The organism is Nocardioides oleivorans (assembly GCF_004137255.1).
GTDB classification, from domain to species: domain Bacteria; phylum Actinomycetota; class Actinomycetes; order Propionibacteriales; family Nocardioidaceae; genus Nocardioides; species Nocardioides oleivorans.
Map to the genome: position 1 here is coordinate 2,481,460 of NZ_SDWT01000001.1, position 25,759 is coordinate 2,507,218.

Here is a 25,759-nt window from a genome sequence, read left to right on the forward strand (position 1 = left end):
GCCATGACCCACATCGACGAGGCGCCACGGCCGGCGACGGCCGTGGCGCCGGCCCAGGGCCGGGCGAAGAAGCTCCCGGGGCGCGACCGCGCGACGGTCATCATCATGGTGACGATCCCGCTGGTCCTGGTGGTCCTGCTGGTCTGGGTGCCGGCCCTGCTCTCGGTCGTGCTGTCGTTCGGCAAGTGGAACGGGTTCGGTGACCTCGACACGATCGAGTGGGTCGGCGTCCAGAACTACCAGGACATCTTCACCATCTACCCGGCCTTCTGGCCGGCCGTGCAGCACAACCTGATCTGGCTCGGCTTCCTGTTCGTCTTCCCCACTGTCCTGGGCATGCTCCTCGCCGTGGTGCTCGACCGGGAGATGAAGGGCAGCCGGTTCTACCAGACGGCGTTCTACATGCCGGTCGTCCTGTCGCTGGCCCTCATCGGCTTCATCTGGCAGCTCTTCTACTCCCGCGACCAGGGGCTCATCAACCAGGTCTTCCACTCGCAGGTGGACTGGTACGGCGACCCCGACATCAACCTGTGGGCGGTGCTGGTCGCCACGGCCTGGCGTCACACCGGCTACATCATGCTGATCTACCTGGCGGGCCTGAAGGGTGTCGACGCCAGCCTCCGCGAGGCGGCAGCGGTCGACGGTGCCAGCGAGGTGAAGACCTTCTTCCACGTGATCTTCCCGGTCATGCGGCCGATCAACATGGTCGTCATCGTCATCGTGGTCATCGAGTCACTGCGCGCCTTCGACCTGGTGTGGGTGATCAACAAGGGCCGCAACGGCCTGGAGGTCATCGGCGCCCTGGTCGCACAGAACGTCATCGGCGAGGCCACGCGCTACGGCTTCGGCTCCGCTCTCGCCGTCATCATGATGCTCATCTCGTCGATCTTCATCACCATCTACCTGCGGACCGTGTTCCGTGAGGAGCGCAACCGATGACCTACGAGACGCCCGTCGCGACCCCGGCCCCGGCACGGGCGACGCCCCCGACCCGCAAGGAGGGGGGCGTGCTCAGCAAGCGCCGCGGCACGATCGCCACGGTCATCGTCGCGCTGCTCGCGCTGGCGTGGCTCTTCCCGCTGCTGTGGGCGCTCGTCAACTCCTTCCGGGAGTACGACTACACCCAGGCCAACGGCTACCTGTCCTTCGGCGGCTGGACGACCAGCAACTACGAGCAGGCGTGGACGCAGGGCAACTTCGGGCTGCACATGAGGAACTCGCTGCTCATCACCGTCCCGGCGGTGCTGCTCACGCTCTGGCTGTCCTCGATGGTCGCCTTCGTGCTCGCCCGCTTCAGCTACCGCTTCAACCTCGCCCTGCTCGGCGTCTTCCTCGCCGCCAACCTGCTGCCGCCGCAGGCGCTGCTCATCCCGGTCTTCCGGATGTTCCGCGAGGTCCCGCTGCCGTACTTCATGAGCGACTCGGGGTCGATGCTCAACAGCTTCTGGGCGCTGATCCTCGTCAACACGGCCTTCCAGCTGGGCTTCTGCACCTTCGTGCTGAGCAACTACATGAAGACGCTGCCGCACGAGATCTACGAGTCGGCCGAGCTCGACGGCGCGAGCGTGTGGCGCCAGTACTGGCAGCTGACGATGCCGTTGGTCCGACCCGCGCTCGCCGCCCTCGCGACGCTGCAGGTCACCTGGGTCTACAACGAGTTCTTCTGGGCCACCGTCCTCATCCAGCAGGGGAACAAGCTCCCGGTGACCTCGGCGCTGAACAACCTGCGCGGTCAGTTCTTCACCGACACCAACCTCGTCGCGGCCGGCTCGATCATCGTGGCGCTGCCGGTGCTCGTCGTGTTCTTCGCGCTGCAGAAGCAGTTCGTGTCCGGTCTGACCCTGGGCTCGACCAAGGGCTGACGCGGCAGTCGTCAGCGGCCGACCCAGCGGCCTGCCCGCATCACCCGTACGACCTCGAGGCCGGCGTCGAGCGCGACCAGGTCGGCCCGCCGGCCGGCCTCCAGCGCGCCGACGTCGGCCAGGCCCCACACGCGGGCGGGCGTCGTGCTCGCCGCCCGGACGACGTCGAGCAGCGGCAGCCCGGCCGTGCGCACGGCGTAGCGCACCGCGGCGTCCATCGTGAGCGTCGAGCCGGCGATGGCACCGTCGCCGTCGGGCGAGGCCAGCCGGGCGACGCCCTCGCGCACCTCGATCGCCATCGGCCCGAGGTCGTAGTCGCCGTCGGGTGCGCCCGCGGCCGCCATCGCGTCGGTGACCAGCACGCACTGGTCGGGCTTCGCACCGAACACGGTCCGCAGCACGGCGGGGTGCAGGTGCACGCCGTCGGCGATCAGCTCGACGTCGACGGGGGAGTCGAGGAGCGCGCCGACCGGTCCGGGGTCGCGGTGGTGCAGCGGTCGCATCGCGTTGAAGAGGTGGGTGCCGAGCCGTGCGCCGGCGTCGAGCGCCTCGCGGGAGACGTCGTACGTCGCATCGGTGTGGCCGATCGCGGCGACCACGCCACGGGCCGCGAGGAGTCGTACGGCGTCGATGCCGCCGGGCAGCTCGGGGGCGAGGGTGACCATCCGGACCGCACCGCCGCCGGCGTCGAGGAGCGCCTCGATCGCCTCCGGCGTGGGATCGGCGAGGGAGCCGGGCTGGTGCGCGCCGGACCGGCGCGGGCTGAGCCACGGACCCTCGAGGTGCACGCCGGCGAGGTGGCCGTCGTCGACCAGCAGGGCCAGCTCGCGGACGGCGTCGGCCATCCGCGCTCGCGTGTCGGTGACCAGGCTCGCCGCCATCGAGGTGGTGCCGTGCGCCAGGTGGGCGTCGACGACGGTGGCCGCCGCGTCCGCCGTACCCGCGTCGAAGGAGGCCCCACCGCCGCCGTGCACGTGGAGGTCGATGAAGCCGGGCACGACGGTCGCGTCGCCCAGGTCGACGTCGGGGGTGCGTGGGGGCACGCCCTCGCCGACCTCGACGATCCGCTCGCCGTCGAGGAGGAGCCACCCCGGCGCGAGGATCCGCGCCGGGGTGACCACCTGTGCTGCTGCGAGGAGCATCGTCACGCCGAGGTGTCGGCCTCGACGAGCGACTCCGCCTCGTCGTCCTCGCGCCCGGGCGTCTTCAGGTTCCACTTCCGGATGACGAAGCGGAACAGGAAGTAGTAGACGGCCGCGTAGCCGAGCCCGATCGGGATGATCAGCCAGGGATCCGTGGCGATGTTCCAGTTGAGCGCGTAGTCGAACAGGCCCGCGGAGAAGCCGAAGCCGTCCTTGACCCCGAGCGCGTTGACCAGCGCCATCGACGTGCCGGTGAGGATCGCGTGGATCACGTAGAGCGGCCACGCGACGAACATGAAGGCGAACTCCAGCGGCTCGGTGACGCCGGTGAGGAACGACGTCAGGGCGGCGGAGAGCATGATGCCGCCGACGAGCTTCTTGTTCTGCGGCTTGGCCTCGTGCCAGATCGCGAGCGCGGCGGCCGGGAGGGCGAACATCATGATCGGGAAGAAGCCGGTCATGAAGGCGCCGGCGGTGGGGTCACCGTGCAGGAAGCGGGCGATGTCGCCGGTCCAGACCTCGCCGGCCGAGTCCTGGTAGGACCCGATGAGGAACCACGGTCCGGAGTTGAGGATGTGGTGCAGGCCCAGGGGGATCAGCAGCCGGTTGAGCGTGCCGTAGACGAAGCCGCCGACCACGTCGTTGTCCGTGACCCAGTCGCCGAGGTTGGTCAGGCCGGCGTCGAAGCCCTTGTAGAGGAAGCTCGTGAGGACGGCGACGATCATCATCGTGATGGCGGTGATGATCGGCACGAAGCGGCGCCCGCCGAAGAAGGCGAGGTAGGGCGGCAGCGAGATCCGGTGGTACTTCTGCCAGAGGAACCCGGCGATCAGGCCCGACACGATGCCGCCGAGCACGCCGTAGTTGATCAGCTGCTGCTCGTCGCCCTCGGCCGGCAGGCCGAGGATCGTCGGCGACAGCGCCTCGCCGACGCCCTTGAAGACGAGGTAGCCCACCACGGCCGCGAGCGCGGTCGAGCCGTCGGCCTTCTTCGCCATCCCGATCGCCACGCCGAGCGCGAAGAGCAGGGGCAGGTTGTCGAAGATGGCTCCACCGGCGGCACCGATGACGGCTGCGACGTCGTTCCAGCCGAGACCGTCGGCGCCCAGGAGGTCGGGCTGGCCCAGGCGCAGCAGCAGGGCTGCCACGGGGAGGGCCGCGATCGGGAGCATCAGGCTGCGCCCGAACTTCTGGAGCGGAGCGAGGTTGAACCTGCTCCTGGTGGTGCCGCTCATGGCGGCGTCCGAGGTTGTCACGAGGATCGATCCCTTCCGGTGGTGCTGGTCGTGCGCTTCTTTCCTGTGGCGTCGGGGGTGGCGCCGAGGTTCATGTGCACCTGGTAGCGGTCGCCGCGATAGCGCGAGACGACGTGCTCGACCGGGGTGCCGGCCGCGCTGGACACGCGGCGGAAGACGAGGAGCGGGGTGTGGGTGGGGGACTCGAGGCGGCGGGCGGTCGCGCCCTCGGCCGCCTCGCCCCACAGGGTCTGCTCGGCCGCGTCGATGACGAGGCCGTAGCGCCCGGCGAAGAGCGTGTAGAGCGAGCCGGTGAGGTCCTCGGTGTCGAGGCCGGGCAGCAGGGACTGGGGATACCACCCCTGCTCGATCGCCATCGGCTGGCCGTCCGCGAGCCGCACGCGGTCGATGCGCCAGGCCGTGCCGCGGGCGCCGAGCCGCAGCGAGCGGGCCACCTCGGCCGGCGGGCGCTCCTCGTCGACGAGCATCAGCCGGGTCGAGGGCTCGAGCCCTCGACGCCGCATGTCGTCGGAGAACGAGGCCAGGTGGAGGTGACTCTCCACGCGGGGACGGGCGACGAAGGTCCCCTTGCCCTGGATCCGGTGGAGCAGGCCGCCCGCGACCAGGCTGTCGATCGCCTTGCGCACGGTGGCGCGCGAGACGTCGTACGTCGCCATCAGCTCGCGCTCGGACGGGATGGCCGCGTCGGGGCCGAGGTCGCGGGTCGCGAGCTCGGCCAGCACGTCACTGAGCTGGACGTGCTTGGGCCGGGGGCCGTCGTCGATCCTGCGGGCCATGCGCCGCCTTCCCATCGGTGGTCCGTATTGGTACGGTCTGGTACGTACCAGTTGACGAGCATGGTGGTGGCACGCTCGAGTTGTCAAGGACAGTTGTCAAGGACAGCCCGTCAAGGACGACCCGGTCACCGGACGAAAGGCACAGACATGAGCAGCAAGGCAGAGCAGATCCTCGCCGGCCTCGGCGGCGCCGAGAACATCGTGGAGATCGAGGCGTGCATCACCCGGCTGCGCACCGAGGTCAAGGACGGCGCCCGTGTGGACCAGGCCGCCCTCAAGGCCGCCGGCGCGCACGGCGTGATGGCGAGCGGCACCATCGTCCAGGTCGTCGTCGGGCCCGAGGCGGACAACCTCGCCGACGACATCGAGGACCTGATGTGACCGACGTCCTCGCACCGTGCCCCGGGAGGGTCATCGCGATGGCCGACGTGCCCGACCCTGTCTTCGCCGAGGAGATGGTCGGCCCGGGCGTCGCGATCGAGCCCGCACCCGGCCCGACGACCGTGGTCTCCCCGATCGCGGGCAAGGTGCTGAAGGTGATGCCGCACGCATTCGTCGTGATGGGTGACGGCGTCGGTGTCCTGGTGCACCTCGGCATCAACACCGTGCGCCTCGAGGGGGAGGGCTTCGAGGTCGTCGCCGAGCAGGGGAGCGAGGTGGCCGCCGGTGACCCGATGATCACGTGGGACCCGTCCGGGCTGCCCGCCGCGGCCGCCGGTCAGGACGTCTCGCCCGTCGTGCCCGTCGTGCTGATGGACGCGCCGAAGGGCTCGGTCACGAGCGACGCCATCGGTGGCGACGTGGCGGCCGGCGACCTGTTGTTCGTCACCGCATGACGAGCATCTCGGCGCTCCTCCTCGACCTCGACGGCACCCTCGTCAACTCCGAGCCCCTCCACCGTGAGGGCTACCGGATCTACTTCGCCGCGAAGGGCTGGGACGTCCCCGACCTGACCATCTTCACCGGTCGGCGCGCCCTCGACGTCCTGGAGACCGAGCCCGGTCCGTGGACCGGCCTCGACCCGCGGACCGTGCTCGAGGAGATCCTCCGCCACGTCCCCGACGAGGACCCGGACCCCGTGGTCGGCGCCCGGGAGCTCGTCCTCGGCGCCCGCGCCTCCGGGACGCCCGTCGCGATCGTGACCAGCGCCGGACCCGGGTGGGTCGAGCGCTCACTGCGCTCACTCGGGCTCGACGTCGACTCGGTCGACCTGGTCGTCACCGCCCTCGACGTGTCGGCGGGCAAACCCGACCCCGAGGGCTTCGCGCTGGCCTGCGCGCGCCTCGGCGTCGATCCTGCCGGGGCGGTCGCGGCCGAGGACTCGCCGGCAGGCATCCGTGCGGCGGTCGCCGCCGGCGTACGCCGTGTGCACGGGATCGCCACGACCCACGACGCCGCCGAGCTCCGCGACGCAGGTGCGGTCGCGGTGCACGACGACGCGCGACCGCTGGTGGACCTGCTCGGAGCAGGCTGAGCAGGCTCAGTCGGTCGGCAGCACCGGCAGCCGGACCTCGATGCGCGTGCCCTGGCCGGGCGAGGAGTGCGCCCGGATCGTCCCGCCGTGCCGGTCCACGGCCGCCTTGACGATGGCGAGGCCCAGGCCGGAGCCGGGGATCCGTCGCTGGTGCGCCTCGGTCGCGCGGTGGAACGGGCTGAACATCAGGGCGAGGTCGTGCTCGTCCATGCCGATGCCCTCGTCGACGCAGGAGAACACGGCGCCCTCGTCGTCGGCGGAGACGGAGAGGCGGACGACGCCTCCCGCGGGGCTGTACTTCACGGCGTTGCCGATGACGTTGTCGACGACCATCTCGAGCTCGCGGGCGTCGCCGCTCACGCGGGTCCCGGCGGTGACCGACGAGGTGTCGAGCCGGATGCCGGCCGTCTCCGCGAGCCGCTCGTAGGCGGCGGCGCAGCTCCTCACCAGGCCGTGGAGGTCGACGGCCTCGCGCACCCCGGGGTTGCCGGGCTCCTCCAGGCGCGCGAGCGAGAGCAGCGACTCGACGCTGTCCTCGATGGTGCGCGCAGCGCGCTCGATCGCCCGGAGCCCGCCGACCAACTCCGTCGACGTCGCGGGAGGGCTGCCGTCGCCGGCGGCGGTCAGCTCGTCGACGTGGAGGCTGATGCTGGTCAGCGGGTTGCGCAGCTGATGGGCGAGCGTCGCGGTGAACCAGCTCTTGTAGCTGCTGAGGTCGCGCAGCTGGTCGATCAGCTCGACCTGTCGCTCGAACGTCTGGGCGTGCCGGACCGCGTTGCCCACCTCGCGACCGATCGCGAGGACCGCGTCGACGTCGTCGAAGCTGAACGGCTCGTGGTCGTCGGCGCGGGTGAGCACGATCCAGCCGACGCACTGGCCGTCGGCGCCCATTGGCGCCAGCAGCATCTCGCGGGCCCCGAGCGTGTGCATGAGGCCGAGCGCGAAGTCGCGACCCTCCGGCGTGGTCAGCGGCTCCGCGTCGGGCTCGTCGAGGTGGTGGAGCGACGCGGTCTGGCGCTCCCAGCACACCTGGGCCGCGCGACCCGCGCGCTCGACGACCTCCGGAGTGATGAGGTCCTCGACCTCCGGAGGGTAGGAGGCGCCGTAGTGCCGGCCCCCGCCGTCGGGGTCGTTCTCGGCGTCGGAGGAGTCGAAGGCCTGGATGGTCGCGAGCTGGCCGTCCATCACGCGCTGGAGGACGCGGACCGCGGCCGAGATCACCAGCTCGACGTCGCGGTCCTTGACGGCCGCCTCCACGACCTCGGCCACCGCGTTGCGCAGCTGCACGCGACGACGCTCGACGCGGCGCATCGCCGACGCGCGCATGTGGGCGGCGAGGAGGACGCCGACGGTCTCGACCATGCCTTGGTTGCGGCCGATCCCGGTGTGGGCGGCGTCGGACCCGGCCGCGACCCGGGCGACCTCCTGCAGCAGCTCGTAGGCGCCCTCGCCCCCGAACTCGGCGAGCGCCTCGACGCCCTCGGCGAGGATCGCGAGTCCGTCGCGAGGCTTCTGGGTGTTGGCGGTCTCGTCCAGCACAGGCTCCCCTTGGTGACGTCGCGCACCATTATGGGACGTCGGTCACACCTCGGGGCCGCATCTGTCCACGGTCGCCGCGTCGGGCTAGCCCCTGACCCTGATCGTCCACCTCGTCGTCGACGGCAGCGTGGTGGCGTCGCCGGAGTAGCGGACGGTGATCCGCAGCCTGCCGGCCTGCGCCCGGGGCAGCCGCAGCCTCGCGGTCCCGGAGGACAGCGACAGCGTCCACGACCTCGCGCCGACGCTGACGACCGCCGTGCCGGTGGCCGGGGCCGATCCACGCGTCACCTTCACGACGACCTTCGGTCGGCTGCCGACCTTCGCGGTCCTCGGTGCCTTGACCCGCAGGGTGGCGGGGGCCGGAGGTGAGGTGGACGTGCTCGGCGTCGTGGTCGTGGAGGTGGTGGTCGGCGTGGTGGTCGGCGGGGTGGTCGGAGTGGGGGTGGTCGTCGGGGTGGTCGTCGGGGTGGGCGTGGGGGTCGGGGTCACCGTGACCGGTGCGATCCCGTCGCAGCTTCCCGTGCGGGACAGCGTGTACGCGCCCAGCGAGCCGTAGTCGTCGTACCCCGTGGCCCACGGACCGTTGCCGACACCGTCGACGGAGACGTAGTAGACGCCCGACGGCAGGGTCTGGGTGAGCGAGGCGCCCATGCCCGACGCCCTCGAGGTGCTGACCTGCGCCGAGGGCGGGTCGGCGGTCGCGACGACCTGCCCGGTGGCGTCGAGGAGGGACAGCGCGATGTCGAGGTCGGTCGACGCGGCGAGGGGGGCCGCCTCGAGGGTCACCGGGCCCGAGCAGGTGCCCAGGACGTAGGTGTCCACGTCGGTCCGGCTCGCGACGTACGCCGTCCCGCTGGGCGGGAGCGGCGCGCCGGCTGGGCTCGAGGGGGCCTCGTCGGTGCGCAGCCCGACCACGCCGGCGATGGTCGCGAGGTCGTCCTGCTGGTTGTTCGCGCCGGTGTAGTCGCCCTTGCTCCACTGGCTGATCGGCTCGTAGTAGCCGGCGCCCATGATCGGCGCCCACGACCCGTGCCCGAGGTCGTAGTCCGGGTTGGCGTTGGTGTTGCCGTCGTGGCGGAGGCCGAAGTTGTGGCCCACCTCGTGCGCGGCCGCCTCGGCGATGCTCTTGGGGTCGTTGCCGAGCGACTGGGGGAAGACCCACGCGGGCTGGAAGTAGCCGTAGCCGTCCCCAGCGGAGCCACCCTGGCTCGAGCCGAACACGCCGAGGTAGGCGACGCCGCCGCACCCGCCGCTGCAGATGGCGGACTGCGCGCCGCTGCTGGGCGTGACCAGGACGTGCGACCCGTACGCGGTGTCGGCGAGCCCCGACCGGTGGATCCCGGCCGGCCCCGGGTCCTGGGTGGTCACGTCGACGTCGAACGGTGCGTAGTCCTCCGCGACCGACTCCCAGACGGCCTGGATCTTCGTCTTCTCGGCGTCGTCGAAGGCGGCTCCGTTGCCGGAGGGGTCCCAGGCGGGTTGCGTCGTCGGGACGTTCGGCTTGCTGGCGTGCCAGCTGGTGCCGCTCGCCGTGCCGCCGTCGAAGTCGAGGAAGATCGTGCGGCTCGAGTCGGACTTGCTGTGCAGCTGGAAGGTCTGGTCGAGCGGTGCGACCGCCTCGCCGGCACCGCTCGCGGTCCCGGAGAAGGCCACCTCCTCGAAGAACACGCGGCCCGTGGGGTCCACCCACGCGGTGGAGTCCGTGGTGAGCAGGTCGGTGAGCTCGGCGGCGGTCAGGTCGTTGAGGGCGGCGGCCTCGCCGACCCGGTCGCCGAGCAGCCGGACTGCGGTGGCACCGCGGACCGGTCGCGGCAGGTCGACGGCCTGCAGGCCCGCGCCGGACGGCCCTGACGCCTGCACGGATCCGGGGGCGGCGGCCAGGGCGCCGCCGGCGACGACGAGGACGAGGAGGGACGTGGCGCCGATGCGGCTGCCGGTCGAACGACGCATGGGCCGAACGCTAGGGACGCAGGTCCGTGCGGCGCAGGTGAATGGGGAAACGTCCGCGGCTCTTTGCCTTCGGCTCAGCCGCGGGCGGCTGCCGCCTCGAGCGCTGCGACCGCGGCCTCGGGTCCCGGCGCCTCGGCCGCCTCGGCTGCGACCACCCGGCAGCGGGTGCGCATCTCGACGTCGTCGAGGCTCGTGGTGACCTGCTCGCCGATGTCGTCGGCCGTCGCTGTGGCCGCGTCGAGCGTGGTGGCCAGGCCGAGCTCCGCGGCGCGTCGGGCGTTGTGCGGCTGGTCGGCGCCGAGCGGCAGGAGCACGGACGGCAGGCCGTGGGCGAGGGAGGCCACCAGGCTGCCCGAGCCACCGTGCGAGACGACGAGGTCGACGCCCGGCAGCACCTCGTGCTGGGGCAGGAACCGCTCCACCCGGACGTACGACGGCTGCGGCCCGAGGTCGGCCGGGTCGAGCCGCCGACCGATGGTCGCCACGACGTCGACGCCCCGGCCGTGGAGGCCGGACAGGATGCGGTCGAAGAGGTCACCGGACCCGTGGTTGAAGATCGTGCCGAGGGTGACGTAGACGGCCCGGCGCCCGCGCGTCCCACGCAGGGTCGGCGTCGCGGTCGAGCGGTAGTGCAGGGGCGTGACCTCCAGCGGCGCTGCGGGGCTGCGGAAGCCGGGTGGTGCGTCGGAGAGCACCAGCCCGGACGTCAGCCGCGAGAGCGCCGGGTCGGGTGCCAGCCCGTGCTCGGCGCGTACGACGTCGAGCTCGGGGCCGACCAGCTCGGGCCGGACGAGCAGGCCGGAGGCCAGCACCAGGTGGGTCGCGACGGGGACGCCGAGCAGCTCGGCGGCGATCGTCGTACCGAGGTCGGTCTCGTCACGCAGCACCAGGTCGGGCCGGAGCTCCTCGATGACCGCCGGGACCGCAGACGCCATCCGTCGAGCACCCCGCGAGGCGAAGTTGCGGGCGAACTCGGCCTCCGTCGCCGCGGCGTCCATCACCTCCAGCGGCTCCCGGCGCTGGTGGGCCGGGACCTGGTCGTGGTGCGGCAGCGGGCTCGTCGCGAACGCCCGGAAGCCGGCCTCGTCGATCGCCGGGACGAGGCCGCCGGACCCGGCGATCGCCACCTCGTGGCCGGCGTCGCGGGCCGCTCGTGCGACCGGCAGCAGAGGCGCGAGGTGGCCGAGGCCACCGACGAACGTGACGAGGAGTCGCATGGTCGGGACAGCCTACGGCCGCTCCCGGATGTCGGTGCGGGACGCCAGACTGGGCGCATGGGGACTCGGGAGCTCGGCGGGCGCGGCCCACGCAGCGGGATGAGGCGGACCCCGGTGCCGCAGGAGCCGCGCCGGTTCTACGACGGCGGCACGCTGGCCGGTGACGACGGCCCGGGCGAGCCGCCCGATCCCGACGCCGATCCGCGCATCGTGCTGGAGCGCCATGCCGAGGAGGGCGTCGAGCTGTTCGAGCTCGAGCGCCGCCTCGCCTACCGCGACCGCCACGTCGGTGAGCTGCTCGTGCCGGCCGACCCCGACTTCCGCACCGACCTGACCTCGGTCCCGGCGCTCTTCACCTGGCTGGTGCCGAAGACCGGCGCCCACCTCCCTGCCGCCCTGCTGCACGACGCGCTCGTCGCCGGGCCCGACGACCCGCCGTCCTACGTCTCCACCGACGGGGTCGAGGTCGACCGCGTGGAGGCCGACCGGATCTTCCGGGACGCGATGGCCGACACCGGCACCGGCGTGGTCCGCCGGTGGATCGTGTGGACCGCCGTCACGGTCGCGACCATCTTCGTCGGGCAGCCGGTGCCCTGGACGCGGGCGAGGCAGTGGTCCTACCGGGTCGCCGCCGGCGTCACGATCGCGGTGATCGCCTACCTCGGTTACAGCTCGACGAGCGACCTCTTCGACCGCTCGTGGTTCCTGGCCACCGACGTGCCGTGGATGGGCGATCGTCCGTTCGTGGTCGAGCTGGCGGGCGGCCTCGCCGGCGCCATCGTCGTACCCCTCGCGCTCAGCCTGCTCTGGGGCCGGCTCCGGATGGCCGGCGCGATCGCCGGCGTGATGCTCGCGGTGCTGCTGCACGTGACGGTCGGGCTCGCCGTGGTCGCCACGGCCTACGTCGCGCTCGAGCGGCTGGCCCGCCGCTCGCCAGCCGCCGCCTGGGTGCTGGCGGCCGTCGTGGTGGTCGGCTCGCTCGTGGTCTTCGGCGTGGTCAGCCTCGGTTGATCCCGACCTGCGCGAGCCACCGGCCGGTGAACGAGTCGGCCGGGAGGTCCCGGGTGAGGAGGTCGACGCCGGTCTGGAACGCGAGGTAGACCAGCCCGAGCGCCACGGCGGTCACGAGCATCCCGTTGAGGTTGCGCGGGAAGCGGCTCGGCACCGACCGCACGCGGTGCCAGCCACCGACGAGGCCGGCGGTCACGATCGCCGACACGATGCTGGCGGCGGCCGCGCCCAGCACGGTGCCGAGCAGGCCGAGCCTGCTGATCAGGATCGCGGAGGTCGCGGCGGCGGTGGCGCCGGCGACGAGCTGGGGGAGGCTCAGGTCGAGGAGGGGCTTGCGGTCGGTCTGCGGGTCGTCTGTCTCAGGCATCTCACCGGTACGACGACCGGGAGCGGGCGTTGGTTTCCGGTCGTGACCAGCCTCACCTGTGCTCAGCGCAGGGAGTAGGTGGCGAGCGAGACGCCCACGTAGTGGGCCAGGAAGGCCAGCACCGTGAAGGAGTGGAACACCTCGTGGAAGCCGAACCAGCGCGGTGACGGGTTCGGCCGCTTGAGGCCGTAGACCACGCCGCCGACCGTGTAGAGGATGCCGCCCGCGGCGACCAGGACCAGCGTGGCGATGGCGATGCCGGAGCTGAACCTGTCGGCACCGTCGACGAACTGCGGGATGAAGAAGACCGCCGCCCAGCCGAGTGCGAGGTACATCGGCGTGTAGAGCCAGCGGGGGGCGTCGGTCCAGAACACCCGGAACACCACGCCTGCGATGGCGGCGCCCCAGACGAGGAGCAGGAGGGTCGTCCGCGCTCCGTCGTGCAGGAAGAGCAGCGCGTAGGGGGTGTAGGTGCCGGCGATGAGCACGAAGATGTTGGCGTGGTCGAAGCGGCGCAGGAACGCCCACGTGCGCGGCGACCAGGTGCCGCGGTGGTAGATCGCGGAGACCGTGAAGACCAGCAGGGCCGACAGCGCGAACGCGGCCGAGCCGACCCGGGTCGAGGCGGTGGGGGAGAGCGCGACCAGGACGATGCCGGCCGCGAGGGCGACCGGGGCGGTGCCGGCGTGCAGCCAGCCGCGGAGCTTGGGCTTGACCTCCGCCATCTTGTCGGCGACGACCTCGCTCGCGCGCTCGACGGCACTCTCGACGCGGTCGCGCGACGTCTCGACGCGGTCGCGCGACGTCATGACGTGGTCTCCATGCAGAGAAGTTACCCGCTGGGGGGTGATGTGCGCACACGACCGCGACAACTTCCGGGTCACACCCGGCGTTACCATCGACGGGTGGTCAACGTGAAGGACGCCGTGCGTCGGGTGCTCTACCCGGCCTACGAGTCCCGGGTGGTGAAGTTCCTCCCCACCGACCGCATCCCGAAGCACGTCGGCGTGATGCTCGACGGCAACCGACGATGGGCCAAGGCCGTCGGCCTCAACACGGCCGCGGGCTACCAGGCCGGGGCCGACAACATCCGCCCGATGCTCGGCTGGTGCGAGGAGGTCGGCGTCGAGGTGGTCACCCTGTGGCTGCTCTCGAGCGACAACCTCACCAACCGGCCGCCGGAGCAGCTCACGGGCCTGCTCACGATCATCGAGGGCGCCGTGGAGTCGCTCGCCGAGGCCGGCCGCTGGCGGATCCACCCCGTCGGCGCGCTCGACCTGCTGCCGACCGAGACCGCCGAGCGGCTCAAGGCGGCCGAGGAGGCCACCCGCGACATCGACGGCATCCTGGTCAACGTCGCCGTCGGCTACGGCGGCCGTCGGGAGATCGCCGACGCCGTGCGCGCCCTGCTCGCCGACCACGCCACCCGCGGCACCTCACTCGAGGAGCTCGCCGACCTGATCGACGTCGAGCACATCGCCGAGCACCTCTACACCAAGGGCCAGCCCGACCCCGACCTCGTCATCCGGACGTCGGGCGAGCAGCGACTCGGTGGCTTCCTGCTCTGGCAGTCCGCCAACTCGGAGTTCTACTTCTGCGAGGCCCTGTGGCCCGACTTCCGTCGGGTCGACTTCCTGCGCGCGATCCGTGCGTACGCCGCCCGCGAGCGCCGCTTCGGCGGCTGACCGGTCCGTCCGCAGCGGCCCACCCCGTCGTCGTACGACCGCGCAACACGGCTGTAGCAAACGTCATCTGGCCGTCACCTCGCGTTCGGGCGTGTCGCCCGATTTCGGGGTCGTCGCGGGCGTACTTTCGCGACATCGGCAGGTGGGGAAGCCAGCCGAACCGGGAGGCAGCCTTGAGCACTCTGATGGGAGCATTCCGGTCCGTTGAATGACAGCGGGCCGGAGCGAGGAGTGCGCGCGCCGGCCCACAGCAAGGGGTTAGCAGTGGCCAGCAGCAAGACCTCGTCCCGTCGCTCCGCCAGCACCACGTCAGGCTCCGACCGCCGCACGTACGTCCTCGACACCAGCGTCCTGCTGGCCGACCCGGGTGCGATCAAACGCTTCGCCGAGCACGAGGTCGTCCTCCCCGTCGTGGTGATCACCGAGCTCGAGGGCAAGCGGCACCACCCGGAGCTCGGTTTCTTCGCCCGATCGGCGCTGCGTGCGCTCGACGAGCTGCGGATCGTCAACGGACGCCTCGACCAGCCGGTCGGGATCGGCACCGAGGGCGGCACCCTGCGCGTCGAGCTCAACCACACCGACGCGGCCTCGCTGCCGTCGGGCTTCCGGTTGGGCGACAACGACACGCGCATCCTCGCCGTGGCCCGCAACCTCGCCGACGAGGGCTTCGCGGTCACCCTGGTCTCCAAGGACCTGCCGCTGCGGATCAAGGCCTCGGCCGTCGGCCTCGACGCCGAGGAGTACCGCGCCGAGGCGATCAGCAGCTCCGACACCGGCTACACCGGCATGGCCGAGGTCGAGGTGCCGGCCGCCCAGCTCGACGAGCTCTACGAGGACGGCGTCATCGACCTCGACGAGGCGCGCGACCTGCCCTGCCACAACGGGCTGGTCATGCTCTCCGAGAGGGGTACGGCGCTGGGCCGCGTGGGTGCCGACAAGCGGGTGCACCTGGTGCGCGGCGACCGCGACGCCTTCGGCGTCCACGGGCGCTCGGCCGAGCAGCGCGTCGCCCTCGAGATGCTGCTCGACCCCGAGGTCGGGATCGTCTCCCTCGGCGGTCGCGCCGGCACCGGCAAGTCCGCGATGGCGCTGTGCGCCGGCCTCGAGGCCGTGATGGAGCGCCGCCAGCACAAGAAGGTCGTCGTCTTCCGTCCGTTGTTCGCCGTCGGCGGCCAGGAGCTCGGCTACCTGCCCGGCTCGGAGAACGAGAAGATGTCGCCCTGGGCGCAGGCGGTCTTCGACACCCTCGGCGCGCTGGTCTCGCGCGACGTCGTCGACGAGGTGATGGACCGCGGCCTGCTCGAGGTGCTGCCGCTGACCCACATCCGCGGCCGCTCGCTCCACGACTCCTACGTGATCGTCGACGAGGCCCAGTCGCTCGAGCGCAACGTGCTGCTGACGGTGCTCTCTCGCATCGGTGCCAACTCCAAGGTGGTGCTCACCCACGACGTCGCGCAGCGCGACAACCTCCGGGTCGGGCGCCACGACGGCATCGTCGCGGTGGTGGAGAAGCTCAAGGGCCACCCGCTCTTCGCCCACGTGACCCTCACCCGCTCCGAGCGCTCGCCCATCGCGGCCCTGGTGACCGAGATGCTGGAGGACGTCACCCTCTGAGCTCTCTGAGCCCTCTGATCTCCTTCTGCCGGCTTCCGCTGTAACGCCGGGTTACTGGCTGTACCCACCCCTCTGCAGCAGGGTGGGTACGGCTACCAACCCGGCGTTACAGCGATCACAACCGCGAGGCCGATGGGGCATGAGGTGCGCCCGGGGCTGGTGTGACGGAAGGGACGGGTCCGGTTTCGCCGTTCGGTTTGCACGCCCTCCGAGGCTCATGCATGGTGGCTGAGACCGTTTCGTGATCTCGGTCGCGAGCTGGGTCGGGGGACCCGGCTCCGTCGCCCCGAGATCGGCCGGTCGCCGGCGCGTCCCCGACGCGCCCAGCCCCCGTCGTCTAGCCCCCCTGAGCAAACGTGCCGAAGCCTGACAAGTACGTCCCCACGCACCGCGCCCCCGGCAAGCACAAGGCCGCGCGCGTGCCCCGCCGAGCCCTCCGCACCACCGTCGCCCTCACCGGCCTGGCGGCCGCCGCCACGGGCGTGAGCGTCGCGGGAGGTCTCCTCGGCACCGACCCCGCAGCGCTGACGCCGGCCGCGGCCGACGTGGCGACCAGCTCGCCGGAGGCCAGCGCGGAGGCCGGCGCGGACACGAGCTCCGCCGCGAGCACCCCGACCCTCAGCGCCGACCAGACCGCCGCCGAGCTCGAGCAGCGCCAGCAGCGCCAGGTCGTGTCGCGCTCGGCGCGCCGCACCGACGCCACCAAGGCGACGACCCTGACGATGTCGGCCGGCGCGGCCGTGACGAGGTCCCAGAAGCTCTCCGAGGGCGACCCCCGCGACATCGCGCAGGCCCTGCTGCCGGTCTACGGCTTCTCCTCGGACCAGTTCTCCTGCCTCGACTCGCTCTACATGAGCGAGTCCGGCTGGCGCATCGACGCGGACAACCCCACGTCGTCGGCGTACGGCATCCCGCAGGCGCTGACCGGCCTCCACGACATGCCGGAGGGCTACATGACCTCGGCCGAGGTCCAGATCCGCTGGGGCCTGGAGTACATCCAGGACACCTACGGCACCCCGTGCAGCGCATGGAGCTTCAAGCAGGGCAACGGCTGGTACTGAGCCGGGTGGACGCCACAGCGGGCAGGAGGCTGGTGCCTCCTGCCCGCCGTGCGTTGCTGCGTGGTCGCTACCTCAGGCGCACCGTCCTGGCCGGGGCCGTGCTGGACGCGTAGCTCCCGGTCGCGGTGTAGCTCGTCCGCACCACGACCTTCCCGGGCTTCAGGCGCTTCCCGCCCTTGGCCTTGGTCGGCAGGGTGAGGACGACCGTGCCCGACGCGGGCAGCGCCACGGTCCGGGTGACCAGGCCGCCGCGGAGCGACACCCGCACCACGCCGGTGGCCGGCACGCCCGTCACGGCACCGTCGACGGTCACCGTGACCTTGACCTGCTTGCCCTTCTTCCGCGACGTCGCCCGTGCCGTGGTGGTCGTCGCCTTCGGCGTGACCGTGTACGGCGCAGCGGTGGCCGCGGACTGCTCGGCGTCGGCCGAGCCCAGGTAGCGGGCGGAGACGACGTACTCGCCGGCCGGGAGCATGCCCGGCAGGGCGTACGACGCGTGCCCGGTCGCGTCGAGCGGCACCGACACGGTCGTCGTACCGATGCTCACCTCCACGTCACCACCGCCCACGGCACCTCCGACGGCGACGGTGGCGGTGGCCACCGGCGAGCCGAAGACGGACGAGGCGCTGCTGAGGCTGACCACCGTGGTGGGCGTGGCCCTGGCGAGGGTGAACGCCACCGGGGCGGACTCCGACGCCGTCGTCACCGCAGACTGGGCGAACCCGGCCGAGAGGGTGTGCTCCCCGGCACCGAAGCCGCCGGGCACGGTCAGCGTGGCGACGCCGCCCTCGGTGGTGGCCGTGCCGATCACGGTCGCGCCGTCGAGGAACGTCACCGTCCCGCCGGTGTCGCCACCGTCGACCGTGGCGGTCAGGGTGACCGACTCCCGCAGTGCCGGCGCCTCGGGGGAGATCGCCAGCGTGGTCGTGCTGGTGTCGCGGATGCCGAGGTCGGCCGTGGCGACCCGACCCGTGGCTCCCGACGTGGCGGTGACCCGGAGCGTGCCACGCGGCGTCCCGGCGGGCACCACGAGCTCGACGGACGCGGTCCCGTCGGCGTCGGCGACCGAGGTCACCGGCGCCAGGCCCTCGGCGGTGAAGGTGACGGCCTCGCCGGCACGGAAGCCGGAGGAGGAGACGCCGGCCGTCGTGTCGGGTGCCGTCGTGGCGGGCACGGAGACCGTGCCGCCCTCGAGCACGCCGTCCAGCTCCGCGCAGACCGGACCCGGCGTGCCGAACGGCGGCAGCGCGGTGGGGGTGGTCGGCGGGGTGCCGCTGGGCAGCAGGCCGTCGTCCTCGCGGACGCGCATGAACACGATCGCCTGCTTGCCCTGGACCGCGCCCGAGACGTTGATGATGCTGGCCTTCACGCTCGTGGACGCGGAGGTGCTGTCGGCGCGGTCGCCCTGCACGGCCGCGGTGACGACCTGGCAGGTCTCGCCCGGGGCGAAGGTGACCTTCTCCATGGTCGCGCCGGCCCGGCTGGTGGTCGAGCCGAGCAGCGAGACCCAGCCGGTGACGGGGACCGTCGCAGGCTTGTCGAGGTACGCCGCCAGCTCGACGGTGCCCGGCGCGGAGCCCTCGTCGACGCCGGGTGCGTAGACGTTGACCACCGGCTCGGTCCTGTTCGCGGCCGTGCCGACCGACGAGGTCTCGAACGCCAGGTCGGAGAGGTAGGCACCACCCGTGGCCACGGCGTCCGCGCCCTGCGCGGCCGTCAGCTGGACCTCGCGGACGTCGCCGGTGTCGAGGCCCGCCGCGGCGAGGTCGGCGACCGGGACGTTGACCTGCTGGAGCACGACCTTCTTCAGGGTGGTCGTCGCAGCGGTGCTCGTGGACGTCGGCATCCGCACGAGTGCGAACGGGTTGAGCGCGGACACCAGCGAGCTCCACGTCCGGCCCTGGCCGTCGACCACGGTCATGGTCAGGTCGGTGCCGGTGGTGACCGTCTCGTCGGCGGCCATCTTGACCGAGAGACGCTCGAAGCCGCGGGCGTCACGCCTGCCCGCCGGCACCGAGACGCGGATCGCGCCGGTGGCGGACGTCCAGGTCATCCGGGTGACCGGCGTGGCAGGCACGTTGCCGCCGTTGGACGCGGGCGTCCAGTGGGGCAGCTGCGAGCTCGCCATCGTGGTGGTGCACGCCGCCAGGTCCTGCGGGGTCGTCCGGCCGTTCATGCTCGCGCACGGGTTGGCCGTCGCGGTCCCGAAGGTCCGCACGAGCGACGACGCCTTCTCGAAGGCCGCAATCGTCGAGCGGGAGCCCGCGGGGGCGGTGGCCGTGGTGCGGACGTCCTCGCCGTTCAGCGCTGCGGGCACCGAGCCCGTGCCGTCGAACATCGGCAGGAACTGGTCCTCGCCACCGAGGGTGAGTCGGAACCACGCGGTCATGTACGACGTGCCCTGGGCGTACTGCTCGGCCGGGGTCATCCGGATGGAGGTCGACGCCACCGTGGCGTCCGTGCCGCAGGTGGGCTCCGTGCGCCGCGCGGTGCTGTTGCTCCAGTCGTCGCTGACGCTGTACGCGTACTCGCCCGGGGTCCAGACGGTGTTGTAGAAGTTGTGGTTGGCACCCATCACCCAGGTGCCGGTGCGCAGCGCGTCGTCCCCGTAGGCGTAGCGGGAGTCGTCGAGCATGTGCTGGCCCTGCTGGTTGGAGACGTCACCGTCGCAGTAGGGGAGGATCACGTTCATCGGCACGTTCGGCACGGTCATCCGGCCGAAGTCGACCGGCGCGAGCGGCAGGATCGACTCGATGTCCCACGGCGACGCGAGCGCCTGGTTGAGGGTCGCCGCCGAGGTCACGCCCTCGCCGCCGCGCGAGTGGCCCATCATGCCGATCGTGCTGAGGTCGAAGCGGCCGACCAGCGTCTCCGGGGTGATCGTGTCGAGCGCGGGCGCCCCGGTGACGAAGCCGGGTGCCCGCAAGGCGTACGACGCCGAGCCGTCGAGGAGTGCCTGGGTAGGGAGACGTCGCGATCGGCGAAGGCGTCGTGGTAGACGACTCGCTCACCTGCGTTGGCCTTCTCCAGCATGGTCAGGGTGTCGAGCAGGAGCTGGCCGCGCGCCTGGGCGCCCTGGTCGGCCGCGAGCTCGTTGTCGTTGGAGTTGACCGCGTTCGCCGAGATCGAGACGACCGCGTAGCCGCGGCTCGCCAGCGCACGGGCGGTGCCGTCGTACCCGGCATAGCTCGGGATCGACATGCGGCCGGTGGCGTAGGGCGCGTCCTGCGGTCCGGGAGCCGTGGTGCAGGGCCACCGCGCGGGGTTCGCGGGGGTGCCGGTCACGGCGGTGTAGCAGGAGGTGTGGCGGCCGTGCAGCAGGAGCACGGTCGGCCGGGCGCCGCCCGTCGTCGGGAGGTAGACCTTGCCCTCCATCTCGCCGCGCACGCCGCCGATGGCGGCCAGCGGGATCGCCTGGTCGCCGAACTTGTAGATCGACTCCGTCCAGTCGAAGTCGCCGGGTGCGCTCGGGTCCACGTCGAGCGGGTCGGCTGCGGCCGCGACGTCGGGCACCGTGACCGCGCGGGACGGCGTACCCTCACCGGCCGTGGCCTGGCTGGCCCAGCCGGCCCCTGCGGACGAGGCGCCGGCGACCGCGGGATCGGACGTGAAGGCGCTGAGCGAGAGACCGTCGGCCGACTGGGTCGCCAGGCCGATGGTCTCGCCGTCGACGACGACGGTCGGGGCGTCCGACCTGATCGGCAACGGGCTGTCGAGGTCGACCGTGACGAGGTACCCGCCGGGTGCCCGGGTCACGGCCCAGCCGTCGCCCGAGGCGGTCGTCGTGGAGGGTGCGGCTGACGCCGGTGCCGCGACGAGCGCGGCGAGGGGGGTGACGAGGAGGACGGCCGACAGGCCCAGTCCTACTCGACGTCGAGTGGAGATGCGCACGTTTCAAACTCCTGGGGAGTTCGGTCGCCACGGCTCGCGGCTGCACTGGCGCGAACCGAGAGCGAATCTGGATGTCGAGAGCTTGAAACGTTAAAGAGGCCGTCTTACGGCGGTGTTTCGCTTCGTTGACAGCCGCGTCACAGGAACGCCGACCGTGTGACGTTCTCGGTGCAGGTGGTCTAGCGGATCCCGGCCAACTGGCCCGATCCCACCCATGGCCACCCCGGACGCGCCAGACTCGTGGCCGACGGTCCGCACGCGTTCGCGCAGTGGGTCGTCAGGAATCGACCGGGGGGTCGAAGAGGCGCGGCCCGATCGTCCGTGGACACAGGGTGGACGGGCGGGTCGCGCCTCGCTCTCGTCGTGGACGCCGCGCTCAGTGCGCCGCCGGGACCTCGATCGACATCACGCAGTTCTTCATGCCCTTGGGGCGGTCGTAGGCGAAGCCGACGCGCTCGTACATGCTGCGGGTGCCGTTGTAGAGCCAGGACGCCGAGGTCTTCTTGGTCTGGCCGGTCAGGTCGTGGGGGTAGCCCTCGACCGTGCCGCCGCCCTCCGCGGCGATCAGCTCCAGCGCACCCCGCAGCGCCACCTCGGCCAGCCCCTGCCGGCGTCGCCCCTTGTCGACGCGGATGCAGGTGATCCGGTAGTCGGGGTCGGCGTCCTTCTCCGCGTCGTACTGCTTGCGGTGGTGGATGTCGGGCAGCTCCTCCGGGGTGCCGTACTCCGCCCAGGCGACCGCGTCGTCGCCGTCGAAGACGAGCGCCGCGTGGGCGATGCCCTCCTCGACCATCGACCGCTTGAACGCCTTGTTGCCCTCCGGGCCGGGGACGCGGTCGTCGCGGTCGGCGTGGAACGCGACGCACCAGCACCCGCCGAACAGGCCGCCCATCCGCTCGTTGAGGCCCACGAACGCAGGCCACGTCTCGGGCGTCAGGGCCCGGATCTCGTACGTCGGTGCGGTGGTCGTCGCGTCGCTCATGACGCGACGCTACGACCGGAGGCGGACGATCGGCTACCGCATCGGGTCAGCGGGCCTCGAACACCGTGACGTGGCCGGAGTAGGTGCGGGGGCCGTCGAAGGGCGGGAGCACGAGGCCCTCGTCGTGGGTGTCGAGGTAGGCCTGGGCGCTGGCGTGGTCGGGGAAGACCGCGCGGGTCTCGAGGTCCTGGCTGCGGACGTCGCTGAACTTGCGGGAGAGGGTGAACTCGCCGTTCTCGCTCGAGAAGTTCTTGGCCCTGACCTTGCCGCCCGCCTCGCGGAGGAGGTCGGCGAGGCTGTCGTCGCCGTTGGTGACCGCGACGAACGTCCCCCCGGGTCGCAGCACCCGGCGCACCTCGTTGAGCCCGCGGTCGAGGTCGCGGACGTGGTAGAGCATCCAGCCCGCGTAGACGACGTCGAAGGAGTCGTCCTCGAACGGGAGGTAGCAGATGTCGCCCTGGCGGGCGTCGATCCCGCGGGCCGCGGTCAGCTCGACGAAGCGCTCGGAGTAGTCGAGCGCGACGAGCGTGACGCCCGGCAGCGCGTTGATGCGCTCGGCCATGACGCCGGTGCCGCAGCCGACCTCGAGCACGTCGGAGTTGCCGGTCATCGCCCGGTCGATCGCCTTGAAGGCCTCGTTGGACGGGTCGCGGCCGTCGTCGGTCGGCTGCCAGACCGAGCGCCGGGTCTCCAGCCTGCCCTCGTCGGCGTACTGCTCGCGGACGTGGTCGGGGTCGCTGAGGTCGGTCATGCTCGTCCTGTCATGGAGTCGACGTCGAGGGCCGCGTCGAGCTGCTCCTCGGTGAGCTCGCCGCGCTCGACGAAGCCCATCGCGATCACCGTCTCACGGATGGTGGCGCCCTCGGCGAGCGCCTGCTTGGCGACCTTGGCGGCGGCCTCGTAGCCGATCCGACCGTTGAGCGGCGTCACCACCGAGGGCGACGACTCGGCGTAGCGGCGCATCCGGTCTTCGTCGGCGGTGATTCCGTCGACGCACCGCTCGGCGAGCAGGACGGTGGAGGTGGAGAGCACGTGGATCGACTCGAGCAGCGCGTGCGCCATGACCGGCATCTGCACGTTGAGCTCGAAGCTGCCGGACGCACCCGCCCAGGCGATGGTGGCGTCGTTGCCGACGACCCGCGCGCACACCATGAGCGTCGCCTCGGGCAGCACCGGGTTGACCTTGCCGGGCATGATGCTCGACCCCGGCTGGAGGTCGGGCAGGTGGATCTCGGCGAGGCCGGTCGTCGGGCCCGATGACATCCAGCGGAGGTCGTTGCACGCCTTGGTGAGGCCGACCGCGATGGTGCGCAGCACCCCGGACAGCTCGACGAGCGAGTCGCGCGTGCCCTGTGCCTCGAAGTGGTTGCGCGCCTCGGTGAAGGGTTGGCCGGTGCGCTCGACGAGCGCCGCGATGGCCTTCTCGGCGAACGAGTCGGGGGTGTTGATGCCGGTGCCCACCGCCGTGCCTCCCAGCGGCAGCTCGCGGACCCGGGGGAGCGCCGACTCGAGCCGCTCGGCACCGAGCCGCAGCGTGGCGGCGTACGCCCCCATCTCCTGGCCCAGCGTCACCGGGGTCGCGTCCATCAGGTGCGTGCGGCCCGCCTTGACCGTGTCGGCGAACTCGACGGCCTTCGCCTCGAACGACGTCGCGAGCCGGTCGAGCGCGGGCAGCAGGTCGTCGACGACGGCGAGCGTCGCGGCCACGTGGATGCTGGTGGGGAAGGTGTCGTTGCTGGACTGCGAGGCGTTCACGTGGTCGTTGGGGTGTACGTCGACGCCCGCCCGTGCGGCCAGCGTCGCGATCACCTCGTTGGCGTTCATGTTGGAGCTCGTGCCCGACCCGGTCTGGAAGACGTCGAGCGGGAAGTCGCCGTCGTGCTCGCCCGCGACGATCTCCTCGGCGGCGGCCACGATCGCGCCGGACTGCTCCTCGGTGAGCACGTCGAGCGCGCGGTTGGCGATCGCGGCGGCCGCCTTCACGTGCGCCATCGCCTGGACGTGGCGGGGCTGGAGGGTCAGGCCGCTGATCGGGAAGTTCTCGATCGCGCGCTGGGTCTGCGCCCGCCAGAGGGCGTCGACGGGGACCTCGACCTCGCCCATGGAGTCGTGCTCGATGCGTGTCTGGCTCATGTCCCCACGCTAGTCGTTGACAAATCGGTAACTGATCGGTTACCAATAGTGGGTGGACCCGTTCGCCGCCCTCGCCGACCCGGTCAGGCGCGACCTCGTCGTCCGGCTGGCCGGCGGGCCGGCCCGCGTCGTCGACCTGACCGCCGAGCACGCCATCACCCGTCCGGCGATCAGCCGGCACCTGCGCCTGCTCACCGAGGCCGGCCTGGTCTCGGCGGAGGACCACGGGCGCGAGCGCCACTACCGGCTCGAGCGCGCGGGTCTGGCGCCGGTCGCCGACCTGCTCGCGGCGCTGCGCGAGACACCTGCCCCGCCGGTCGCCGAGTCCGCCTTCGACGGCCTCGACCTCGAGGTGCGCCGCACCGGCCGCGACCGTCGTACCGCCCCCTCGTCCGACGCCTCGTCCGACTCCCCATCCACGACCCAGGAGGACACCGCATGAGCACCACTCCCACGCCTGCCCCGATGACCGGCCGCAAGGAGCGGCGCGACGGCGACACCCTGCTCGTGATCGAGCGCCGCTTCCGCGCGCCGATCGACGACGTGTGGGCCGCGTGCACCGATCCCGAGCGGATGGAGCGCTGGATCGGCACCTGGAGCGGCGACCCCGCGTCGGGCTCGGTGTCGTTCCGGATGACCGCGGAGGGCGAGGACGTGGCCGCCGAGGAGATGGACGTGCTCGCGTGCGAGCCGCCGCGGCGGTTCGCCGTGCGCGGCCGGGAGCCCCAGCCCTTCAGCGCCGACGGCTCCGGCGACACGGCCCACTGGCACATGGAGCTCGAGCTGACCGAGGCCGACGGCGTCACGTCGCTGACCTTCGTCCAGGTGCTGGCGCCCGGCGCGCTCGGCACCGAGATGGTCGCCAGCGTCGGCCCCGGTTGGGAGTACTACCTCGACCGGCTCGTCGCGGTCTTCGCGGACGAGGACGTCGACGGGGTGGAGTGGCCGGCCTACGAGGGTGGGTCCGGCTACTACCGCGAGACCTTCGCCTGAGCGGTCAGCGCCCCTTCCAGACCGGCTTCCGCTTCTCGGCGAACGCCTTGAACCCCTCGACCCCGTCCTCGGAGGAGTAGAGCGTCTCGACGGTCTTCAGGGTGCTCGTGGTGACCAGGTCCATCGCCTCCTGGAACCGCAGCGCCTCCGCGACCCGCGCGGTCTCCTTGATGGCTGCGAACACCAGCGGCGGCCCCGACGCCAGCAGGCGAGCCGTCTCCCAGGCGCGGGCGCGGACGGCCTCGTCGTCGGCAAGGACCTCGTTGACGACGCCCCACCGCGCGGCCTCGGCCGCCCCCATCCAGCGTCCGGTCAGGAGCAGCTCCATCGCGACGTGGTACGGCATCCGCTTCGGCAGCTTGATGGTGGCGGCGTCGGCGAGGGTGCCGGCGTTGATCTCGGGAAGGCCGAACTGGGTGGACTCCGAGGCGTAGACGAGGTCGCAGGAGAGCGCCAGCTCGAAGCCGCCTCCCATGGCGAGGCCGTGCACGGCGGCGATGACCGGCTTGTTGAGGTCGGGCAGCTCCTGCAGCCCGCCGAAGCCGCCGACCCCGTAGTCGCCGTCGACGGCGTCCCCACCGGCCGCGGCCTTGAGGTCCCAGCCGGCGCAGAAGAACTTCTCGCCCGCGGTGCGCACGATGGCCACCCGCAGGTCGGGGTCGTCGCGGAAGTCGGCGAAGACCCGGCCCATCTCCCGGCTCGTCGCCAGGTCGATGGCGTTGGCCTTGGGTCGGTCGAGGGTGACCTCGAGGACACCGTCCTCACGGACGAGGTGGAGGCTCGGGTGCATCGTGGGCTCGGTCATC

General features: G+C 72.0%; 25 protein-coding genes. 11 read left to right on the forward strand and 14 right to left on the reverse strand.

Annotation, left to right across the window (positions count from 1 at the left end):
* Window positions 1-3 precede the first annotated feature (3 nt).
* Together EUA93_RS11845 and EUA93_RS11850 are read left to right on the forward strand one after the other, a co-directional pair.
* Window positions 4-939 carry a carbohydrate ABC transporter permease gene (locus EUA93_RS11845; protein WP_129400320.1) on the forward strand — a complete coding sequence of 312 codons (936 nt, stop codon included), beginning with the start codon at window positions 4-6 and terminating at the stop codon, window positions 937-939.
* Window positions 936-1,862 carry a carbohydrate ABC transporter permease gene (locus EUA93_RS11850; RefSeq protein ID WP_129400321.1) on the forward strand — a complete coding sequence of 309 codons (927 nt, stop codon included), beginning with the start codon at window positions 936-938 and terminating at the stop codon, window positions 1,860-1,862. The genes EUA93_RS11845 and EUA93_RS11850 overlap by 4 nt, the downstream gene beginning before the upstream one ends.
* 11 nt (window positions 1,863-1,873) lie before the next feature.
* Here the strand turns inward: EUA93_RS11850 and nagA are convergent, their stop codons facing one another.
* The 3 genes from nagA to EUA93_RS11865 are packed head-to-tail and all read right to left on the reverse strand — an operon-like array spanning window position 1,874 to window position 5,036.
* Window positions 1,874-3,004, reverse strand: a complete 1,131-nt coding sequence (gene nagA / locus EUA93_RS11855; RefSeq protein ID WP_129401213.1) for an N-acetylglucosamine-6-phosphate deacetylase — start codon at window positions 3,002-3,004, stop codon at window positions 1,874-1,876.
* A 2-nt stretch (window positions 3,005-3,006) separates the two neighbouring features.
* Window positions 3,007-4,239: a PTS transporter subunit EIIC gene (locus EUA93_RS11860; RefSeq protein ID WP_129400322.1), complete on the reverse strand. Its 1,233-nt coding sequence runs from the start codon at window positions 4,237-4,239 to the stop codon at window positions 3,007-3,009.
* Window positions 4,240-4,256: 17 nt separating this feature from the next.
* Window positions 4,257-5,036 (reverse strand): GntR family transcriptional regulator, encoded by a 780-nt coding sequence (locus EUA93_RS11865; RefSeq protein ID WP_242497337.1) that lies wholly within the window; start codon window positions 5,034-5,036, stop codon window positions 4,257-4,259.
* Between the two features lie 60 nt (window positions 5,037-5,096).
* Here EUA93_RS11865 and EUA93_RS11870 point away from each other — a divergent pair, with 60 nt between their 5' ends.
* The 3 genes from EUA93_RS11870 to EUA93_RS11880 are packed head-to-tail and all read left to right on the forward strand — an operon-like array spanning window position 5,097 to window position 6,510.
* Window positions 5,097-5,417, forward strand: a complete 321-nt coding sequence (locus EUA93_RS11870) for a PTS sugar transporter subunit IIB (RefSeq protein ID WP_129400324.1) — start codon at window positions 5,097-5,099, stop codon at window positions 5,415-5,417.
* The gene (locus EUA93_RS11875) at window positions 5,414-5,872 is read left to right on the forward strand and encodes a PTS sugar transporter subunit IIA (RefSeq protein WP_129400325.1); all 459 of its coding nucleotides are present in this window, start codon (window positions 5,414-5,416) and stop codon (window positions 5,870-5,872) included. The genes EUA93_RS11870 and EUA93_RS11875 overlap by 4 nt, the downstream gene beginning before the upstream one ends.
* Window positions 5,869-6,510, forward strand: a complete 642-nt coding sequence (locus tag EUA93_RS11880) for an HAD family hydrolase (protein WP_129400326.1) — start codon at window positions 5,869-5,871, stop codon at window positions 6,508-6,510. The genes EUA93_RS11875 and EUA93_RS11880 overlap by 4 nt, the downstream gene beginning before the upstream one ends.
* Window positions 6,511-6,516: 6 nt before the next feature.
* Here EUA93_RS11880 and EUA93_RS11885 read toward each other — a convergent pair whose 3' ends face one another.
* The 3 genes from EUA93_RS11885 to EUA93_RS11895 form a co-directional block, all read right to left on the reverse strand.
* The gene (locus EUA93_RS11885; RefSeq protein WP_129400327.1) at window positions 6,517-8,049 is read right to left on the reverse strand and encodes a sensor histidine kinase; all 1,533 of its coding nucleotides are present in this window, start codon (window positions 8,047-8,049) and stop codon (window positions 6,517-6,519) included.
* Window positions 8,050-8,133: 84 nt separating this feature from the next.
* The gene (locus EUA93_RS11890) at window positions 8,134-9,999 is read right to left on the reverse strand and encodes an Ig-like domain repeat protein (RefSeq protein WP_129400328.1); all 1,866 of its coding nucleotides are present in this window, start codon (window positions 9,997-9,999) and stop codon (window positions 8,134-8,136) included.
* Between the two features lie 74 nt (window positions 10,000-10,073).
* The gene (locus EUA93_RS11895) at window positions 10,074-11,216 is read right to left on the reverse strand and encodes a glycosyltransferase (RefSeq protein ID WP_129400329.1); all 1,143 of its coding nucleotides are present in this window, start codon (window positions 11,214-11,216) and stop codon (window positions 10,074-10,076) included.
* A 57-nt stretch (window positions 11,217-11,273) separates the two neighbouring features.
* On the opposite strand from EUA93_RS11895, the gene EUA93_RS11900 reads away from it, so the two are divergent.
* Entirely contained in the window at window positions 11,274-12,227 is a 954-nt protein-coding gene (locus EUA93_RS11900; RefSeq protein WP_129400330.1) for a DUF1353 domain-containing protein, read from the forward strand.
* Here the strand turns inward: EUA93_RS11900 and EUA93_RS11905 are convergent.
* A complete protein-coding gene (locus EUA93_RS11905; RefSeq protein WP_129400331.1) occupies window positions 12,214-12,594 on the reverse strand; it encodes a hypothetical protein in 381 nt (126 codons plus the stop codon). The genes EUA93_RS11900 and EUA93_RS11905 overlap by 14 nt on opposite strands.
* 62 nt (window positions 12,595-12,656) lie before the next feature.
* Entirely contained in the window at window positions 12,657-13,403 is a 747-nt protein-coding gene (gene trhA / locus EUA93_RS11910; RefSeq protein WP_129400332.1) for a PAQR family membrane homeostasis protein TrhA, read from the reverse strand.
* Between the two features lie 96 nt (window positions 13,404-13,499).
* On the opposite strand from trhA, the gene EUA93_RS11915 reads away from it, so the two are divergent.
* The 3 genes from EUA93_RS11915 to EUA93_RS11925 all read left to right on the forward strand — a co-directional run bounded on the left by EUA93_RS11915 (window position 13,500) and on the right by EUA93_RS11925 (window position 16,954).
* The gene (locus tag EUA93_RS11915) at window positions 13,500-14,279 is read left to right on the forward strand and encodes an isoprenyl transferase (RefSeq protein WP_242497340.1); all 780 of its coding nucleotides are present in this window, start codon (window positions 13,500-13,502) and stop codon (window positions 14,277-14,279) included.
* Between the two features lie 264 nt (window positions 14,280-14,543).
* Window positions 14,544-15,893: a PhoH family protein gene (locus tag EUA93_RS11920; protein WP_242497341.1), complete on the forward strand. Its 1,350-nt coding sequence runs from the start codon at window positions 14,544-14,546 to the stop codon at window positions 15,891-15,893.
* Between the two features lie 356 nt (window positions 15,894-16,249).
* Window positions 16,250-16,954: an aggregation-promoting factor C-terminal-like domain-containing protein gene (locus EUA93_RS11925; protein WP_129400335.1), complete on the forward strand. Its 705-nt coding sequence runs from the start codon at window positions 16,250-16,252 to the stop codon at window positions 16,952-16,954.
* 67 nt (window positions 16,955-17,021) lie between these two features.
* Here the strand turns inward: EUA93_RS11925 and EUA93_RS11930 are convergent, their stop codons facing one another.
* The 5 genes from EUA93_RS11930 to EUA93_RS11950 form a co-directional block, all read right to left on the reverse strand.
* The gene (locus tag EUA93_RS11930) at window positions 17,022-19,880 is read right to left on the reverse strand and encodes an Ig-like domain-containing protein (protein ID WP_129400336.1); all 2,859 of its coding nucleotides are present in this window, start codon (window positions 19,878-19,880) and stop codon (window positions 17,022-17,024) included.
* Window positions 19,784-20,845 carry a hypothetical protein gene (locus tag EUA93_RS11935; protein ID WP_129400337.1) on the reverse strand — a complete coding sequence of 354 codons (1,062 nt, stop codon included), beginning with the start codon at window positions 20,843-20,845 and terminating at the stop codon, window positions 19,784-19,786. Before EUA93_RS11935 ends, EUA93_RS11930 begins: the two co-directional genes overlap by 97 nt.
* Window positions 20,846-21,221: 376 nt before the next feature.
* Complete coding sequence (locus tag EUA93_RS21590; protein ID WP_165355140.1) at window positions 21,222-21,827, reverse strand: GNAT family N-acetyltransferase; 606 nt, start codon at window positions 21,825-21,827, stop codon at window positions 21,222-21,224.
* A gap of 46 nt (window positions 21,828-21,873) precedes the next feature.
* Window positions 21,874-22,578 carry a class I SAM-dependent methyltransferase gene (locus tag EUA93_RS11945; protein ID WP_129400338.1) on the reverse strand — a complete coding sequence of 235 codons (705 nt, stop codon included), beginning with the start codon at window positions 22,576-22,578 and terminating at the stop codon, window positions 21,874-21,876.
* On the reverse strand, window positions 22,575-23,960 hold the full coding sequence (locus tag EUA93_RS11950) for a class II fumarate hydratase (RefSeq protein ID WP_129400339.1): 1,386 nt from the start codon (window positions 23,958-23,960) through the stop codon (window positions 22,575-22,577). Before EUA93_RS11950 ends, EUA93_RS11945 begins: the two co-directional genes overlap by 4 nt.
* 52 nt (window positions 23,961-24,012) lie before the next feature.
* Between EUA93_RS11950 and EUA93_RS11955 the strand changes: the two genes are divergently transcribed.
* Together EUA93_RS11955 and EUA93_RS11960 are read left to right on the forward strand one after the other, a co-directional pair.
* Window positions 24,013-24,402, forward strand: coding sequence for an ArsR/SmtB family transcription factor (locus tag EUA93_RS11955; RefSeq protein ID WP_129400340.1), 390 nt, complete (start codon window positions 24,013-24,015; stop codon window positions 24,400-24,402).
* Window positions 24,399-24,953 carry an SRPBCC family protein gene (locus EUA93_RS11960; protein ID WP_129400341.1) on the forward strand — a complete coding sequence of 185 codons (555 nt, stop codon included), beginning with the start codon at window positions 24,399-24,401 and terminating at the stop codon, window positions 24,951-24,953. Before EUA93_RS11955 ends, EUA93_RS11960 begins: the two co-directional genes overlap by 4 nt.
* 4 nt (window positions 24,954-24,957) lie before the next feature.
* On the opposite strand, the gene EUA93_RS11965 is transcribed toward EUA93_RS11960, so the two are convergent.
* Complete coding sequence (locus EUA93_RS11965; RefSeq protein WP_207208669.1) at window positions 24,958-25,758, reverse strand: enoyl-CoA hydratase-related protein; 801 nt, start codon at window positions 25,756-25,758, stop codon at window positions 24,958-24,960.
* Window position 25,759: the final 1 nt, after the last annotated feature.